Here is a 15,296-nt window from a genome sequence, read left to right on the forward strand (position 1 = left end):
CTAAATTTAATTACGCAACAAAGCCCCTTGAAGGCGAGATATATCGAGCTGATTAGAAAGTGTTGTTTTATTTTTTTTAGTCGGCATTCCTCTACTGAAAACGGAACTATGATAGAAGAAATCACTTACAGCATTATTTTCTAAGACATAACTAATGGAGGGGGAGTCTATAAAATCCCTATATAGTATAAACTTAGGGACGTTAACGCTGTATTTAGTTTTTCCACTATGTCTAACAATTGAATTCACTACTCTTTTGGGTAAAAAATGCGTGTTATATATTAGGCTTCGAACTTCAAAATTATCATAGCCTAATGAGTGTAATTTTTTACATTCAGTCTTTAGGAGCTTCTTAATTTCGAATTCATATAGATCTAGGTAACACCTTGTAGATTTATTTAATATTCCTAAAAATAACTTTTCTACTCGTTTTACTTTACATTGTTTGTACAATGGCAGTGCTACAGCGACCCCTAAAGAACTCTTATTTGATAGTGCGTTCACAGGGAAATTGTTGTCGATTCTTGGTTTTTTGTATCTATCTACGCTATTCATGAAATCTGTCGTTGGAGTGGTTATTTCTCTACACTTTTCCTGTTTGAATTTAGCTAAGCTATATAAATAAAGGCTATTAATCACTCTTTGCCTATCATTATCCATCCAGCCTAGATTAAGATACAGGGTGTGGTGTTTGAAAGCAGCTTTGGCGTGTTCTCGGTTATGATACATAATGGACCCTTAAAAATTTAAAATGCTAAATATCACTCTGTTTAATGGATGTTCTAGTGTCAGTGAGCCTATTTGATTATCAGTTATATACCGGGGCCTAAGCCCCGAGACGTTAGTCAAATAACTCTTCCAGAGATTTTTTCTTCCGAGAGTATGGCATCGTCGATTTACAATCAGGATACCCAGTACAACCCCAAAAAGAGCTAGCTCGCTTTTTACCTGGAGCCTTGCCTTTACGTAGGCGCATTGGCTTGCCACAGTCAGGACAATCAGGACAATCCTCAGCAGCAATACGCTTTTCTGGTTTCCCACGATTGTCAGGAAAAGTCTTTTTACATGTCTCGTTCTGACACCCCCAAAAAAAGCCATTTTTCCCTTTTAGTCGCTTCAACTTACCACCACAATTGAAACAATCATGAGTAGGACCTTCCGCATTTTTGAAAGCCTTAGCTAAGATGCCTTCTGGTTGAGTTAGGGTTGGAGCATTCTGCTTGAGTTGTTGGATCATTTGAACAATCCAACCTGAGATTTGCTGCATAAAGACGGACATGTTTCCGTTCCCTGTCGCTATCTTCTCCAGTTCCTGTTCCCAAGCCGCCGTCATGCCTGGGCTTTTGATCGCTGCTGGTACGACAGCAATAAGTGCGTGAGCTTTATCCGTGGCGATAAGGAGCTTTTTCTTTCTCTGCAAGTACCCTTTATCGACCGCACCCTGAATAATGCCTGCACGGGTAGCTGGGGTGCCGAGGCCAGCGGTGTCTTTTAGGACTTGCTTAAACTTTTCTTCTGTGACAAAGCGAGCAATGTTTTCCATCGCGCTTAGTAGTGTGGCTTCGGTGAAATGAGGTGATGGCCGAGTCATTTTGTCAGTGATTACCGAATCATTGATCAAGGCTGGTTCACCCTGGCTAACTTTCGGTAATTTCTCTTGCTCTTTTGGTCCATCAAGATCATCGCCTTCATCTTGAGGGGATGATTCTGCATCATTGTTGAATAGTACTTTCCAACCTTGACGTAAATGTGTTTTGCCGTTGGCCGTGAACGAATGATTGCCGCATTGAACATCAATTGTAGTTTTGTTGAATTCAAAAGGACTGTAGAACTGGGCGATGTAGAAACGACGAATTGCATCGTACAGATTGAACTCTTTTTCGCTCATGGCACTTATGTTGGTTTTGGCCGGAGTTGGAATGATGGCATGGTGAGCGGTGATTTTTTTGTCATTGAACGCTCTTGATGATCTCGATTGGTCTGCTCCAGCCACCAGCCCTGAAACACGCTGATCCGAAAGAATCAGAGCTTGAAGAATATCGGGGATATCCTCTTTCTGTGATTCTGGCAGGTATCTGCAATCTGTACGGGGGTAGGTGGTTGCTTTGTGCTTTTCGTACAAAGCTTGTGCTGCATCAAGTGTTTCTTGCGCACTGTACCCCCAACGTTTGGCCGCGTATTGCTGTAAACTAGTCAAATCAAATGGAAGAGGGGCTGATTCCTTGCCAGCTTTTGTTTCAGCCTTACTTATAAGTGCTTGCGCTCCTTTTACTTGAGCGGCTACTTGCTCTGCATAGGCTTTGTTTGTACATCGCCCTTGATCGTCAGAGCACTCTTCTGGCGGCACCCAGTGAGCAAGGAATTGACCGTTTTGAACAGATACACCGACGTCCATCGTCCAGAACGGTGATGGTTTGAAGTTGGCTATTTCACTGTCTCGCTGGCACACAAGGGCGACCGTGGGGGTGATTACTCGTCCTATATGGAGCGTTTGCCCGAAGCCAACCTCTCTTGCAAGTACTGTATAACAGCGAGACATGTTCATACCCACTACCCAGTCAGCTCGCTGGCGAGATAGGGATGCGTAATAAAGGGGTATCGTCTCCTTGCCATCTTTGATGTTTCGAAGTGCTTTTCTGATACTGCTTTCATCAAGAGCAGTTAAACAAACTCGTTTTACGGGGCCTTGGTATCGGAATCTATCGAGTAGGGAACGAGCGATCGCTTCGCCTTCTCTGTCATAGTCAGTCGAGATATAAACTGTGCTGGCTTTTTTCACCAGCTGCTCGATCACTTTATATTGCTTGGAAGAGCTACGCCTCACCTTGCTACGCCATGATTCAGGAGAAATAGGCAGTGTTTCAAGGGACCATGCTTTATATTTCTCGTCATAGTCATCGGGCATATAGAGTTCTAATAGATGACCAAGAGCCCAGGTTATTGCCCGGCCACTTCCATCATGAATAAAACCGTCGCCGTGCTGAGTTACTCCCATCACAGCTGCGAGGTCTTTTGCTTGGGATGGCTTCTCACAAATGTACAGATCCATTTAAGCGCACTCCTTTGGTTTGAGCGCGATGTCTTGAATACCGTTTTGCTGCGTAGAAAGGTTGGTCAGCTGTTTCCAGTTTTCGGAGGCATCGGCTATTAAGGGGGATTTCTCTGTGCCAGCAATAAAAGCTAGGTTGGCAGAGATAACGACTGCTGCTTCTTCCGGAGTGCCACTTTGTCCGGCCTCAACCAGCATGATGTTCAGCTCATCAAAGAGCTCAGCTTTAGCTTGAAGAACGAGAAGCTCTTCTTCCGTCAACTGAGTATGTGATGAGCTGGTGGTTACTTTATGGCTTTGCATGGGTTTACCACTGTAAATGGGCGAGTAGAACTGCGAACGATCTTGCGCTGTTCATTCGTCATTTTTTGTGATGTGCAAAATTGCGTCCAAGCGGTGAGATAATCTTGGTAAGTGTGTTGTGGCGGATTGCACTGACCAACCAGATCGCTTGGGATACTGCCTGTTTCGCCTTTTTCTTTCTCGATGAACTGCCAATCGCGTTCATCCATGCCATTACCGCTATCACAGAAACGCTCCCAGCGTGATAGTTCGTATAAGGAGTACCCTTTGCCTTTCACACCAGAAGAAAGTTTTTTGTATGCGGAAATGGCATCTTCCATGTTGGAACCATTTTTATCCTTCTGCTGTTTTATCAATGCGCTTTCATTATTCGCGCCGAGACTACTTGTTGGACCTAATACATGGATGTAATCGGGTTTGCGAAATGCTGCTCCACCCAGTCCTAAATCTTCATAAGAAACATTGAGACCACGATCTACACGATCTTGCTTCTTATGTGCTTCGATATCAGCACTGCCACGATTTTCAGCAATATTCAAAAGGAAGTAATAGGCATCGACATCATCATCAGACGCAAGCAGTTTGTCAGCCTTCGCTTCGTAGATAGGAAGGTTCTCTTGAATCCATTGATCTGTCGGCTGCTGAGGAATGCCGTAGCGTTGGTGCAATTCTGCGTTTGTTGGTGGGATATCTTTGGTTGAGGAACACCCAGCCAAAATAGCTAACCCTACAAGTACTACTAATTGCTTTTTAATCATCTGCTTACCCATTGAATTGTTGCTCCAACCATTGTTCATCAATGGTGTCGATTGTCCGGCCATCACTGTTGCTTAAAAGCTTACGAGTAATGACTGTTGTCCAGTTATTAACAAGAGACATGTCAGACTGAGCCTGATGCAAAGCCTCTTTGTCTCCCTGCATGTTGTTAGCGGTTACTGCCTGTGCTTGGCGCTTTAAAGCATCAAGTGCCAAATAGGCAGCATCGGGCAATGTTCTTTCCATACAACTCTCCTGATACCAAATAATGATGCTGTGTATTTTATCTGGTCACTCAATCATCTCTGACGCCTCAAACTGCCCAAAATGGACAGGAGGGGAGATATGAGAAGACAAAAGGGTCTGCGAGCATATACGCACGGAAAAAGCGCAGGTAAATAAGAACCAGATGATAAGTAGTGCCTTTAAAAAATTATTTGGTGGGCGCGGTGAGAAAAAAGTAGAGGTAGTAGCTTCCCAGGTTAGGGATTTAGCTGACGAAGAGATACCTCGATACCCGCCGTTTGCCAAAGGGCTACCAATGGCCCCAGTCGATAAAGTGTTGCAGACACAGAACGAACTTATTCAAAAAATCAGGAGCACTTTAGGTTTTACTCAAGAAGAGTACGACCGTTTAGTCATGCCTGTAATTGGCCGTTACGCGGCGTTTGTTCATTTATTACCAGCATCCGAAGCTCATCATCATCGGGGAGCTGGTGGATTGTTTCGTCATGGGCTGGAGGTTGCCTTTTGGGCGACACAGGCATCTGAGTCAGTTATTTTCTCAATTTCAGGCTCCCCTCGTGAACGAAGAAACAATGAGCCGCGATGGCGTTTGGCATGTTGTTTCTCAGGGTTATTGCATGACGTTGGTAAGCCATTGTCTGATGTTGTGATCACAAACAGCGATGGTAGTAAAACGTGGAACCCATATTCAGAAACTCTGGTTGACTGGGCTAAGCGCCATAATGTGAGTCGTTATTTTCTTCGTTGGAGAGATAGAGAACACAAACGGCACGAGCAATTTTCGCTGCTGACCGTCGAACGAATTTTGACTCCAGAGGCTTTGGAGTTTCTAGCTGATCCCGGTAAAGACATTGTTGAATCCATGCTACAGGCAATATCAGGTCTTAGAATCAATGACCCGGTAACAAAGTTAATGCTTAAAGCTGATGGTGAAAGTGTTTCTCGTGACCTCAAACAGAATCGCCTAGATGTCGATGAGTTTGCTTACGGTGTTCCTGTTGAGCGTTATGTATTTGATGCTTTACGTCGATTGGTTAAAACGGGCAAATGGAAAGTCAATGAGCCTGGCGCGAAGGTGTGGCATTTACATCAGGGTGTGTTCATTACATGGAAGCAGGGAGCCAGTGATATTTATGACTTGTTAACGGAAGATAAAATTCCTGGCATTCCTCGTGATCCAGATACCTTGGCTGATATTTTAATTGAGCGTGGTTTTGCTCTGAAAAACGTATTACCAGAGCATGGCAAAGATGTTTTCTATCGTTATTGGGAAGTTATCCCTGAATTACCTCAAGAAGGGGAAGAAGTCACAGGGAAAATCAAAATGCAGATGCTGCGTCTTGAATCGTCGGAGTTGGTTTTTACCACTGAACCGCCTGCGGCCATCGCGGGTGAAGTTATTGGCGATGAGGACGAACAGGAACTTGATGCCAGTGAGCTTGATGACGATGCACCGGAAGATGGAGATGAGAACTCTGATTCGCTCACCGCTACACCAGAGCCTATTGGTTCTCTTGATGATGGATTCGAAATTCCAGATTTTATGGCAGCACCGCCCTCAACGGACTCTCAATCATCGGAACCGAAAGGTGGCACTTCCACCGATACCAAAACAAGCAAGAATGACGATAAAGCTGATGCCCCAAAAGAACCATCAGCACAAGAAATCGCTCAAACCGCAGCACCATTAGCATTAGACGATCCATTGAAAGGGCTGAAAGATGCTGGTGGGGCATTAGGAGTTTGCGATTTTCCATTCGATGCATTTGGGCTCAATACCGAGCCTGATACAACACAAAAAGACAAAGCTGAAACGCCAAATGTTCCAACAGAACAAAGCGAAGAAGACACATCTTTACCCGGCATAGACAACATTCGCTCGGGCAAGAAGCGTCAGCCTAAAGCATCCGCAAACACGGCAGCATCCTTGTCACCGAATGAGTTTTTTGGCCCTGAACCGAGCGCAATATTTGATGCCCCACCAATGCCGCCAGAGGATATGTTTGCACCAATAGATGCTGTCCCTTTGGATGCCTATGACTACTCCCATGAGATGGAAGAGCGTGAAGAGTTTGTTCCAACAGAACATTTCCAAGATGCAGAGACATATTCTTTCAGCCAGCAGGATAAATCGAGTGATGTTGATGTGCGTGGTCATTTGGAGAATGTTCTAAGTGGATACGGCGCGGCAGAAAGTATTTTAAAAGAAGCCATTATTCCTGTGCTGGATGGACACAAAACATTAGGTGAAGTGCTTTGCTTTATGAAGAAAAAAGCAGTGATCCTTTATCCAGAAGGTGCCCGAGCGCTTGGGGCTCCAGCCGAAGTCTTGAACACGTTATTTGACGCTGGCGCTATCGTGCCTGACCCAGTTCATCCAAACCGGAAGGTTCATGATTTTAGTGGCATTAAAGGGTTGTTACTTTCTTCTGATATCTCAGATGTTATCAAAGCTGCGATAGAACAAGCTGAGAAAGACTTTGACCCAATTCGTGAAGTTAGTGCGCTAAATGATAAACGCCAATCTGGCAAGAAAGCTGAAAAGGCACACTCAGAAAAGAAAGTTAAGAGCCAGAAAACCAACCAATCTACGCCGAAAAAGCCTAAACCTGCAATGGATATTTCAGCATTACTGCCCGGAGAGCAAACAGGTGGCCGCTCATCTGAGAATAAAAGAATCGCACAACAAACGGCACAAGGTAAGAAGGGCACAGCAGCTAAAACTCAAACCGAACAGCACAAAAATGAGAGTGAAAACAGTGCTTCTAATGAGGAAAAGCAAAATGTGTCACGTTTACCTAAGCGCCAAAAACCAAAGACAACGGTAAATAAACCACCAAAAGAAACGCGGCCAGTGAGTCTGGATTTCGATTCTGATTTAGAACTGCCAATGACAAAAGTGGTCGGGCAAATAGATCTAGAAGACGAGGAACCTAAAAAGCCTCAGAAGGCGAAAGAAATTAGTGATGAGGACTTTTTACCTCCTCAGTCTGACATTGATGCAGAGGAGGCCATTAGGCTTCTGAAAGAAATGATAAAAAACCAAAAAGGACGATGGTTAGTCGGTCCGGTCATTAAGGAGGATGGGTGTTTGGTAACAAGCGATAAGGCTCTGGAGAAAGTAACTGGTGAGTGTACGAATCTTAGCAAATCTATGCTGAGAGCATTACTCGCTAGTGGGCAACGACGCCCAAGAATGACTATTCGCCAGGGGAATTTAAGGTTAGAGGTGGAGTAAAGATAGATGAGCATGGATTATGACCCACTTGGGTATGAAATGCCGTGGAGGCCAAATTTTGAAGGTCGTGCAGCGCTAGGGTGGGCAGCTGCCAGCGGTGTGGCCTTGACGGTTAATCAAATGGCAGAGTCAATGCCTCCGGAACCGTTTTATTGGATGACTGGTATTTGTGGTGTTATGGCAATGTCCCGAATCCCAAAAGCCATGATGTTACATCGTCTCCAGAAGCATCTATTTGGTCGTGAACTGGAATTTATCTCTTTAAAAGAGCTAGAAAAAATGATGGCTGGCTCAGAAGATGATATGTGGCTTGGTCATGGTTTTGTATGGGAAAAGCGTCATGCTCAGCGTGTATTTGAAATCATCAAACGTGACTGGCACACCTTTACTGCTCAAGAGCCTTTAATCAAGAAGACGGTTCGCGTCCTTAAAGGCAAAAAGAAAGAAGATCCAATGGGGCAAACATGGATTCACGGTGTTGAACCAAAAGAAGAGAAGTTGATGCAACCGTTGAAGCATACAGAAGGCCACACGCTTATTGTAGGTACAACAGGTTCAGGCAAGACTCGTATGTTCGACATTATGATCACGCAAGCTGTCTTGCGCAATGAAGCAGTGATCATTATCGACCCTAAGGGTGATAAAGAAATGAGGGACAATGCAAGGAGAGCTTGCGAAGCTATGGGCCATCCAGAGCGATTTGTTTCCTTTCACCCTGCGTTCCCAGATGAATCCGTGCGATTGGACCCTCTACGTAACTTTAGCCGTGTGACGGAGATTGCGAGCCGTTTGGCCGCGTTGATACCTTCGGAGGCAGGTGCAGATCCATTCAAATCATTTGGTTGGCAAGCACTGAACAATATCGCTCAAGGTCTTGTACTGACTTATGAACGTCCTAGCATTGTTCTGTTGAAACGATTTTTGGAAGGTGGTGCCGCAGGTCTGGTTATCAAAGCCGTACAGGCTTATTCAGCACGAGTTATGGAAGACTGGGAATCAAAAGCAGCACCATATTTGGAAAAAGTGAAAAATGGCAATAGAGAAAAGCAAGCTTTTGCCATGATGAAGTTCTACCAAGATGTTATTCAACCAGAGTTTCCTCACTCAGATTTGGAAGGCTTATTGTCGATGTTCCAACATGACTCGGCACACTTCGGGAAAATGGTTGCTTCACTGCTTCCTATCATGAACATGCTTACCTCGGGTGATTTAGGAAAGATGCTGTCTCCCGATTCAAGCGATGTCGATGATACCAGGCCAATAAGTGACTCAGCCAAAATAATAAACAATGGCATGGTTGCATACATTGGTCTGGATAGTTTGACCGACAGTATGGTTGGTTCTGCAATCGGCTCTCTTTTCTTATCTGACTTAACAGCTGTTGCTGGTGATAGATACAACTTTGGTGTCAACAATAAGCCCGTCAATATCTTTGTGGACGAAGCCGCAGAGGTGATCAATGACCCATTCATTCAGCTTCTCAACAAAGGTCGTGGCGCGAAACTTCGACTATTTGTTGCAACACAAACATTCGCTGACTTTGCCGCTCGGATGGGGAGTAAAGATAAAGCACTTCAGGTTCTGGGAAACATTAACAACACATTCTCATTGCGTGTAATTGATCCTGAAACACAAAAGTTCATTACAGACAACTTACCGAAAACACGTTTGAACTACGTCATGAGAACGCAGGGCCAAAATACGGACGGTGAGCAGCCGATTATGCATGGGGGCAACCAAGGGGAACGGCTTATGGAAGAAGAAGCTGAATTGTTCTCTACGCAACTCCTGGGGATGCTGCCCAACCTTGAGTACATAGCCAAAATCTCTGGGGGGAAGATAGTCAAGGGACGGCTACCTATCTTGACATCTTAATGGCGAAATATGAGTGCGAATAAGTATAAAAATTATGAGGTTACTAGAGTGGTTGATGTGAATCCGCACAAGAAAGTACTAAGCGTGATCCGAAAGCGTGATCGAAAAAATGCACACACACTGGCACTGCTGTTTTTTGATTGGCCTGCAACCAATGATGTGATTGAGCAACTATGTTGTCTCATCACTGATGGGATCAAATCGGATAAGGAGCCAGTGATTTATCCGATTTTGGAAGAGGCATTAGATAAATATAGCGGTGTAGTGTTCCATGCGAACAAACGTAAGTACGAGGACCCGGTAAGACTAGGGGTTTTCTTGGAAACCATCATCACTGAAACAGCTAAAGCGCTAGAAATTGAGATTGAAGATTCACTAGGTAACAAGTGGTCTGTGGAGAAAGGTGAGCCTTTTTCTCACTGGCTTGCAGACCATAAAGGTGAATTATTCATTGTTCCACATCAACATCAGAATGAATGCAAACTTCGCAAGGCTTTGTATCAGTTAGTCGCTAGCGAAAGTGTAAAAACAGTATTAAGGAGAACCAATTATGAAGAAGCCGTTGTGGCTGGTCGCTTGGTTGCTAGTCATTGAAGTCTTGGTGATTCTTTTGCTAGTACCTGGTGATTGGACAGATAAAACAATTCAGCGTGAATCAGAGCTGGTGGAGCAGAACTTAGGCTATGAAGCTAGACAGTGGATTAGTGATACAGCTGGGGACTGGTACAAAACTAGTGTGCTTGATTCTGGCTTTTATGCTGCTATGTATCACACGTTAATTCCAACAGAAGAGGAACGTAGAAAGTCGAAAGGAATGGAGAATATGGGCCAAGCATGGTTCGTTTGGGTGGAGGGGCGAATTGAAGCCTTTACCAATGTAATTTACCAGTTCTACACGCGGTTAGCACTTTTGTCCTCCTGGGCACCGTATCTGCTCATCTTGTTCATCCCGGCGGTTTATGACGGTTTGATGAGTTGGAAGATCAAACGAACCAACTTTGACTATGCGAGCCCTGTTGTCCACCGATATAGCATTCGAGGAACGTTCTTCCTAAGCATGGGGCTGTTTATTACCTTTTTTGCTCCCATAGCTCTAAATCCAATTGTAATCCCCGCTGTGATGATGCTCTGTTGTGTGTTGTTGGGACTTGCATTCGGCAATTTACAAAAACGAGTTTAACCAAAGGATATTCAATATGAAAAAGACTGCTCTAACAATCATTGCCGCATTCATGCTTGCAGGTCCAGCAGTGGCGAAGACAGATAAACCCTATACGGAGGAAGTGGAAACTTTCTTTGAGACCTTCGAACTGATGTGTGAAAGTTGCGCCGAAGTTTCGGAGTTTATGGTTCAGACACTAGAAGAGAAGTGCGATCAACCGATAACCATAGAAAATATTCAGAATGTAACGAAAACACATCCTCTCTATGCATTTCTTCTGGCTATGGGGAACATGAACCCAGATGGAAAACCTCTTAGCTTTCAGTCTGCCGCTGACAACGTGGACTGTAACGATGGAATGAAGTGGGTAGAAAAGACCCAAAGCGCGATGAAAGCAGCATATCAAGAGCAGAAGAAGCAAGCGCAAAACGGATAAGTCACATTACATTGCAAAGGCGGCCATTTGTTGGCCGCTTTTTTGTGTCACTCACTTTCACATGTGAAAGTCTTAATGCTTCCCAAATGGACAAATACAGCGCTGTGAAATGAGCACGAGATCAGGTGAGAATAAAGAAAAATTAAATAGCAATCAGTTGGAGGTTATATGTCTTCTCATACACATACAGCAAATAGCTCTGAACGCTCTGGAGCATCATGGGGCGTAGGGCAAATTATCCTTTGGCAGTTAATCTTTGCCGTAGGTTTCTTTTTTGGTATTCAGTATGGCGATCTTGTTCGCTTGTTTTAACCTTTCACATTACCCGCTCTAAAAACGGCTTTATGCCGTTTCTCTCTTTATAAGACCACTTTTCGCCCAAGTTGCCCAAAAAGGGCGTTAGCCCGTGGCGTGTTTGTTGAAAAAATCTTCCAGAATTGGCGACATTGGAAATTGGAAGAGATATGGAATGAAGCCCGTCAAAATCCCACGTCGTATAGACGAACCGCCGCACATGCTGCTCTGGAGTGCAGATGAGCTGGCTCCTATGCTTCTTGGCCTTGTCATCGGAGTGATGATGGGCAAAGCCTTGATTTTTTTCTTAATCGGCTTGGCCGTGACCAATTTATATCGTCGATTTCGTGATAACCACCCTGATGGCTACATGCTTCACATGCTGTATTGGGGGGGATTCATCGCAACAAAAGCAAAATCTTTGAAAAACCCATTTATCCGGAGGTATTTCCCTTGAATTTAAAGGTGTATTTAAAAACCTGGGAGGGCACTCAGGCTGAAAATAAATGGGGGCGAGTCTTCGTCCTCGGTCTGATCTTCACCGTCTTGCTGCTAGCTGTGAAGTTGTTTAGCAAAGAGACCATTGTGACCGTTCAGCCTTGGACTTTGAATGAAGAAGCTTGGGTATCACAAAAAAATGCCTCTCAATCATACAAAGAGGCGTGGGGATGGGCTCTTGGAACGCTGATGGGTAACGTAACTCCCGGCAACGTTAACTTCATCAAAGAACGTATGGAGCCAATTCTAGCACCGACTATTTATCAAGAGTTTATTGATGCACTTGAAATCCAAGCGCAAGAGATTCAAGCAGACCGAATCACTATGCGATTCGAACCTCGTTTCGTCGAATACGAAGAAACGACTGACAAGGTTTTTGTGTATGGGCACTCCTTTGTTAAGGGGGCTGCTTTTGACGCAAAAGAGCAACGTACAGACAGAACATACGAGTTTGAGCTCCGCGTTTCGAACTATATGCCTGTCCTTGATTATATGACCACGTATGAAGGTCGCCCTCGAACGAAGAGTGTTTTAGACAAATTAGAACGTAAAGAAGAGAGCCGGAGAAAGCGTAATGAAGGTTAATTCGATTGTTTTGGCGCTTTCAATTGCGCTTGGTGTTTCAAGTGCAGTGAATGCATCAGATGATGAAATACCAGTTGTTCCTGTCAGTGTTATGAAGAACAACGTTCCAGCCCCCGTAATCCCTGATTCAGTAGCAAAACAAAGAGCTACAACTACTCAGGCCAATAGCTCGAATTTGGCTGGTGGTTACACTGAAAACTCACAACTGGTTATGGAGCCTGGGGTTAATCAGATCATCCCTATTGCTATCGGTCATCCCAACCGAATCGTTACTCCATTTGGTAAGCCGGAAGTGACGTCAACATCCTTACAGCCGGGGCAAAATAAAGGTGAATGTGGGGAAATATGCATCAAAGAGAATGTTATCTATGTGGCTACGGCAAAAGAATACCCAGTAACCATGTTCATTACAGAAAAGGGCTCAGAAGCTCGTGCGCTGAGTTTAACAATGGTTCCTCAAAGAATCCCACCTCGTGAAGTGTTTTTGAAGCTCGACAATAACAGCTTAATACCTGGCATGTTTGCAAACAACAAAGCTAAAAGCTGGGAGCAAAGTCAGCCATATATCGAAACACTTCGAACAGTATTCAGAAAACTGGCTCTTGGTGAAATCCCTAATGGCTACTCCATGAATCGAACTCCAAGCAATGTTCAATTACCTCAGTGTGCGCAGCCTGGTATTTCAGTCAATTTTGCAAATGGACAAATGATGATGGGGCATCATTTGACTGTATTTGTAGGTATTGCTCGAAACGTCACAAGTGAACCTATTGAGTTCAAAGAGCAATCTTGCGGAAACTGGAGTGTTGCTGGTGTGACTTCATGGCCGCATAAGGTTCTTGAGCCAGGTCAGAAAACCGAAGTGTACGTGGCAGTAAAACAGCGCGAGAAAACCGAATCGGCTACTCGTCGTCCTTCACTGTTGAGCGGAGGAATGTAAACGATGATTAATATGAATTGGTGGAACGAGCTCGATCCAAACAAAAAGCGTTGGGTTGCTGTTGCAGGTGGTGTTTTCGTTCTGTTTGTGGCTGTGAGTCTTTTTTCTGATGAAGGTACAAGTGACTCCAGCAATAAAAGTCGTAAAGAAACCATCCGTCACGTATTAACTGACAAGGGCACTCGTGAAGCGGGTATGGATGCATTGGTTGGCAATCTTAAAACAACGAAAGCTGAACAAGAACAACTGCGACGTGAACTGGACAAAGTAAAACGTGAACTGGAGAACACTAAGTCGAAGGCTGGTGCATCAGTTGATATAGGTAAGGAACTCGAACAGCTGAAACGCGATGTTAAGGAGCTTTCTCAAGAAAATAGAAACTTAGCGCGAGATTTAGAAAAAGCTCAGAAAGACGCTGAAAAACGTTCAGGGAAGCCTACAGCTGGTGGCGCTGAAACTGGTTTGACAGAGGAACAGGGCGCTCAACAAGCTGGTGGATACACCTCTACCGAAAAGCTTGATTACAAGGACCCTAATGAGTTCTTTAAGAAAGCTCCACTACCAGCTAACTCTCACAGCAAACCAACGGGTAAGGAATCGGATAGATCAGGTAAACCTACCGCTCAACCGGGCATTCGAATTGTTAACTACACAGAATACAACGAAGCAGAAGAGAAAGCGGCGGAAGAGCAGGAGGACCAAGACAACTCTATCTACTTACCTGCGGGTTCAATTCTTACTGGTGTAACGATCACTGGTATGGATGCTCCTACCGCAAAGGGAGCAAGAAAAGACCCTTTCCCAGCAACAATTCGACTCCAGAAGGAAGCTATTTTACCTAACCGATTCAGAGCCGATGTTCGTGAGTGTTTCTTGATTGTATCCGGTTACGGCGATCTGAGCTCAGAAAGGGCATATCTACGAGGCGAGGTTATTTCCTGTGTTCGTGAAGACGGCGGCGTAATTGAGTCTCGCTTGGACGGATATGCAGTGGGTGAAGATGGTAAAGCTGGTGTACGTGGCCGCTTAGTATCTAAACAAGGTGCAATGATAGCCAAATCTTTGACGGCTGGTTTCTTGAGTGGCTTTGCTCAAGCGCTTGATACAAACCCAGTTCCAGTTATCAACACTAATCCAACAGACACACCTGTATATCAACACGTGTTCAATGAAAACACTATGCAGAGTGGTATATCAAAAGGCGCATCAAGTGCGATGGAGAAGGTTGCTCAGTTTTATCTTGATATGGCTGAGGGAATGTTCCCTGTAATAGAGGTCGATGCAGGTCGTCAAATTGACGTAATTATCACCAAGGGGCAGCAACTAAAACTTAAATCGCAGGGGACAAAATAATGACGAAAAAAACACAAAAGCTGACCAGAAAGGGCAGTTTCACAGGGGGCTTTCCAATGGTTAAGCCCATAAAATCTACAGTGTCGATGATTTTGGGCAGCGCTTTATTGCTATCAGGCTGTACCTCAATCGGCAGTGATGAGTATAGCTGTTCAGGTATTCCTGATGGTGTTCAGTGTATGTCAGCGCGAGATGTCTATGCGGCGACAAACGATGGCAATATCCCACGCTCAGTAAAGCCTGGAGAAGAGCCTGTTTCTGTTCCAGGAGAGATAGCCAACTCATCATCGACGGGAGATTCAGTGATAGACAATTACGTCACACCGCGCCTCCCGAATCGTCCGGTGCCTATTCGTACTCCAGCACAGGTCATGCGCATATGGGTAGCCCCTTGGGAGGATACCAATGGTGACTTGATTGTGACTGGGTACGTTTACACCGAAATAGAACCGCGCAAGTGGGTAATTGGGGAAGGGACTCAACAAGATGTACCTATGCTCAAACCCTTGCAAACGATAAAACCCAAAGCTAATTCAGAAACTAAATAGGAGAACTTAGCAA

The 15,296-nt window shown here is 44.6% G+C and carries 16 protein-coding genes; 11 read left to right on the forward strand and 5 right to left on the reverse strand.

Annotation, left to right across the window (positions count from 1 at the left end):
* Positions 1-6: 6 nt before the first annotated feature.
* The 5 genes from R7Z77_RS10455 to R7Z77_RS10475 all read right to left on the reverse strand — a co-directional run bounded on the left by R7Z77_RS10455 (position 7) and on the right by R7Z77_RS10475 (position 4,354).
* On the reverse strand, positions 7-729 hold the full coding sequence (locus R7Z77_RS10455) for a hypothetical protein (RefSeq protein ID WP_014386699.1): 723 nt from the start codon (positions 727-729) through the stop codon (positions 7-9).
* Between the two features lie 112 nt (positions 730-841).
* Positions 842-3,049, reverse strand: a complete 2,208-nt coding sequence (locus tag R7Z77_RS10460; RefSeq protein WP_014386700.1) for a DNA topoisomerase 3 — start codon at positions 3,047-3,049, stop codon at positions 842-844.
* A complete protein-coding gene (locus R7Z77_RS10465) occupies positions 3,050-3,352 on the reverse strand; it encodes a hypothetical protein (protein WP_014386701.1) in 303 nt (100 codons plus the stop codon).
* Positions 3,334-4,110 carry a hypothetical protein gene (locus tag R7Z77_RS10470; protein WP_128740496.1) on the reverse strand — a complete coding sequence of 259 codons (777 nt, stop codon included), beginning with the start codon at positions 4,108-4,110 and terminating at the stop codon, positions 3,334-3,336. Before R7Z77_RS10470 ends, R7Z77_RS10465 begins: the two co-directional genes overlap by 19 nt.
* A gap of 4 nt (positions 4,111-4,114) precedes the next feature.
* Complete coding sequence (locus tag R7Z77_RS10475; protein ID WP_014386703.1) at positions 4,115-4,354, reverse strand: hypothetical protein; 240 nt, start codon at positions 4,352-4,354, stop codon at positions 4,115-4,117.
* Between the two features lie 163 nt (positions 4,355-4,517).
* Here R7Z77_RS10475 and mobH point away from each other — a divergent pair, with 163 nt between their 5' ends.
* From mobH to traV, 11 genes are all read left to right on the forward strand, one after another.
* Positions 4,518-7,592 carry a MobH family relaxase gene (gene mobH, locus R7Z77_RS10480; protein WP_014386704.1) on the forward strand — a complete coding sequence of 1,025 codons (3,075 nt, stop codon included), beginning with the start codon at positions 4,518-4,520 and terminating at the stop codon, positions 7,590-7,592.
* Between the two features lie 6 nt (positions 7,593-7,598).
* Positions 7,599-9,467 carry a conjugative transfer system coupling protein TraD gene (gene traD, locus R7Z77_RS10485; protein WP_014386705.1) on the forward strand — a complete coding sequence of 623 codons (1,869 nt, stop codon included), beginning with the start codon at positions 7,599-7,601 and terminating at the stop codon, positions 9,465-9,467.
* 9 nt (positions 9,468-9,476) lie between these two features.
* Complete coding sequence (locus tag R7Z77_RS10490; protein WP_014386706.1) at positions 9,477-10,061, forward strand: hypothetical protein; 585 nt, start codon at positions 9,477-9,479, stop codon at positions 10,059-10,061.
* Positions 10,018-10,647, forward strand: a complete 630-nt coding sequence (locus R7Z77_RS10495) for a DUF4400 domain-containing protein (RefSeq protein ID WP_014386707.1) — start codon at positions 10,018-10,020, stop codon at positions 10,645-10,647. Before R7Z77_RS10490 ends, R7Z77_RS10495 begins: the two co-directional genes overlap by 44 nt.
* Positions 10,648-10,663: 16 nt before the next feature.
* Entirely contained in the window at positions 10,664-11,065 is a 402-nt protein-coding gene (locus tag R7Z77_RS10500; RefSeq protein WP_014386708.1) for a hypothetical protein, read from the forward strand.
* Positions 11,066-11,233: 168 nt separating this feature from the next.
* Entirely contained in the window at positions 11,234-11,377 is a 144-nt protein-coding gene (locus R7Z77_RS10505) for a hypothetical protein (RefSeq protein WP_153274586.1), read from the forward strand.
* Between the two features lie 157 nt (positions 11,378-11,534).
* Positions 11,535-11,816: a type IV conjugative transfer system protein TraL gene (gene traL, locus R7Z77_RS10510; protein WP_014386709.1), complete on the forward strand. Its 282-nt coding sequence runs from the start codon at positions 11,535-11,537 to the stop codon at positions 11,814-11,816.
* The gene (locus R7Z77_RS10515; protein ID WP_014386710.1) at positions 11,813-12,442 is read left to right on the forward strand and encodes a TraE/TraK family type IV conjugative transfer system protein; all 630 of its coding nucleotides are present in this window, start codon (positions 11,813-11,815) and stop codon (positions 12,440-12,442) included. The genes traL and R7Z77_RS10515 overlap by 4 nt, the downstream gene beginning before the upstream one ends.
* On the forward strand, positions 12,432-13,382 hold the full coding sequence (locus R7Z77_RS10520; protein ID WP_014386711.1) for a type-F conjugative transfer system secretin TraK: 951 nt from the start codon (positions 12,432-12,434) through the stop codon (positions 13,380-13,382). Before R7Z77_RS10515 ends, R7Z77_RS10520 begins: the two co-directional genes overlap by 11 nt.
* Positions 13,383-13,385: 3 nt before the next feature.
* On the forward strand, positions 13,386-14,735 hold the full coding sequence (locus R7Z77_RS10525; protein WP_014386712.1) for a TraB/VirB10 family protein: 1,350 nt from the start codon (positions 13,386-13,388) through the stop codon (positions 14,733-14,735).
* Positions 14,735-15,283: a type IV conjugative transfer system lipoprotein TraV gene (gene traV / locus R7Z77_RS10530; RefSeq protein WP_014386713.1), complete on the forward strand. Its 549-nt coding sequence runs from the start codon at positions 14,735-14,737 to the stop codon at positions 15,281-15,283. Before R7Z77_RS10525 ends, traV begins: the two co-directional genes overlap by 1 nt.
* Positions 15,284-15,296 lie beyond the last annotated feature (13 nt).

It is taken from the genome of Vibrio sp. 1401 (assembly GCF_033340295.1).

Coding starts and splice junctions, on each gene's coding strand:
- traL (WP_014386709.1), top strand. CDS start 11,535: ATGAAGCCCGTCAAAATCCCACGTCGTATAGACGAACCGCCGCACATG.
- traV (WP_014386713.1), top strand. CDS start 14,735: ATGACGAAAAAAACACAAAAGCTGACCAGAAAGGGCAGTTTCACAGGG.
- R7Z77_RS10495 (WP_014386707.1), top strand. CDS start 10,018: ATGAAGAAGCCGTTGTGGCTGGTCGCTTGGTTGCTAGTCATTGAAGTC.
- R7Z77_RS10500 (WP_014386708.1), top strand. CDS start 10,664: ATGAAAAAGACTGCTCTAACAATCATTGCCGCATTCATGCTTGCAGGT.
- R7Z77_RS10525 (WP_014386712.1), top strand. CDS start 13,386: ATGATTAATATGAATTGGTGGAACGAGCTCGATCCAAACAAAAAGCGT.
- R7Z77_RS10470 (WP_128740496.1), bottom strand. CDS start 4,110: ATGATTAAAAAGCAATTAGTAGTACTTGTAGGGTTAGCTATTTTGGCT.
- R7Z77_RS10475 (WP_014386703.1), bottom strand. CDS start 4,354: ATGGAAAGAACATTGCCCGATGCTGCCTATTTGGCACTTGATGCTTTA.
- R7Z77_RS10505 (WP_153274586.1), top strand. CDS start 11,234: ATGTCTTCTCATACACATACAGCAAATAGCTCTGAACGCTCTGGAGCA.
- traD (WP_014386705.1), top strand. CDS start 7,599: ATGAGCATGGATTATGACCCACTTGGGTATGAAATGCCGTGGAGGCCA.
- R7Z77_RS10490 (WP_014386706.1), top strand. CDS start 9,477: ATGAGTGCGAATAAGTATAAAAATTATGAGGTTACTAGAGTGGTTGAT.
- mobH (WP_014386704.1), top strand. CDS start 4,518: ATGATAAGTAGTGCCTTTAAAAAATTATTTGGTGGGCGCGGTGAGAAA.
- R7Z77_RS10520 (WP_014386711.1), top strand. CDS start 12,432: ATGAAGGTTAATTCGATTGTTTTGGCGCTTTCAATTGCGCTTGGTGTT.
- R7Z77_RS10465 (WP_014386701.1), bottom strand. CDS start 3,352: ATGCAAAGCCATAAAGTAACCACCAGCTCATCACATACTCAGTTGACG.
- R7Z77_RS10455 (WP_014386699.1), bottom strand. CDS start 729: ATGTATCATAACCGAGAACACGCCAAAGCTGCTTTCAAACACCACACC.
- R7Z77_RS10460 (WP_014386700.1), bottom strand. CDS start 3,049: ATGGATCTGTACATTTGTGAGAAGCCATCCCAAGCAAAAGACCTCGCA.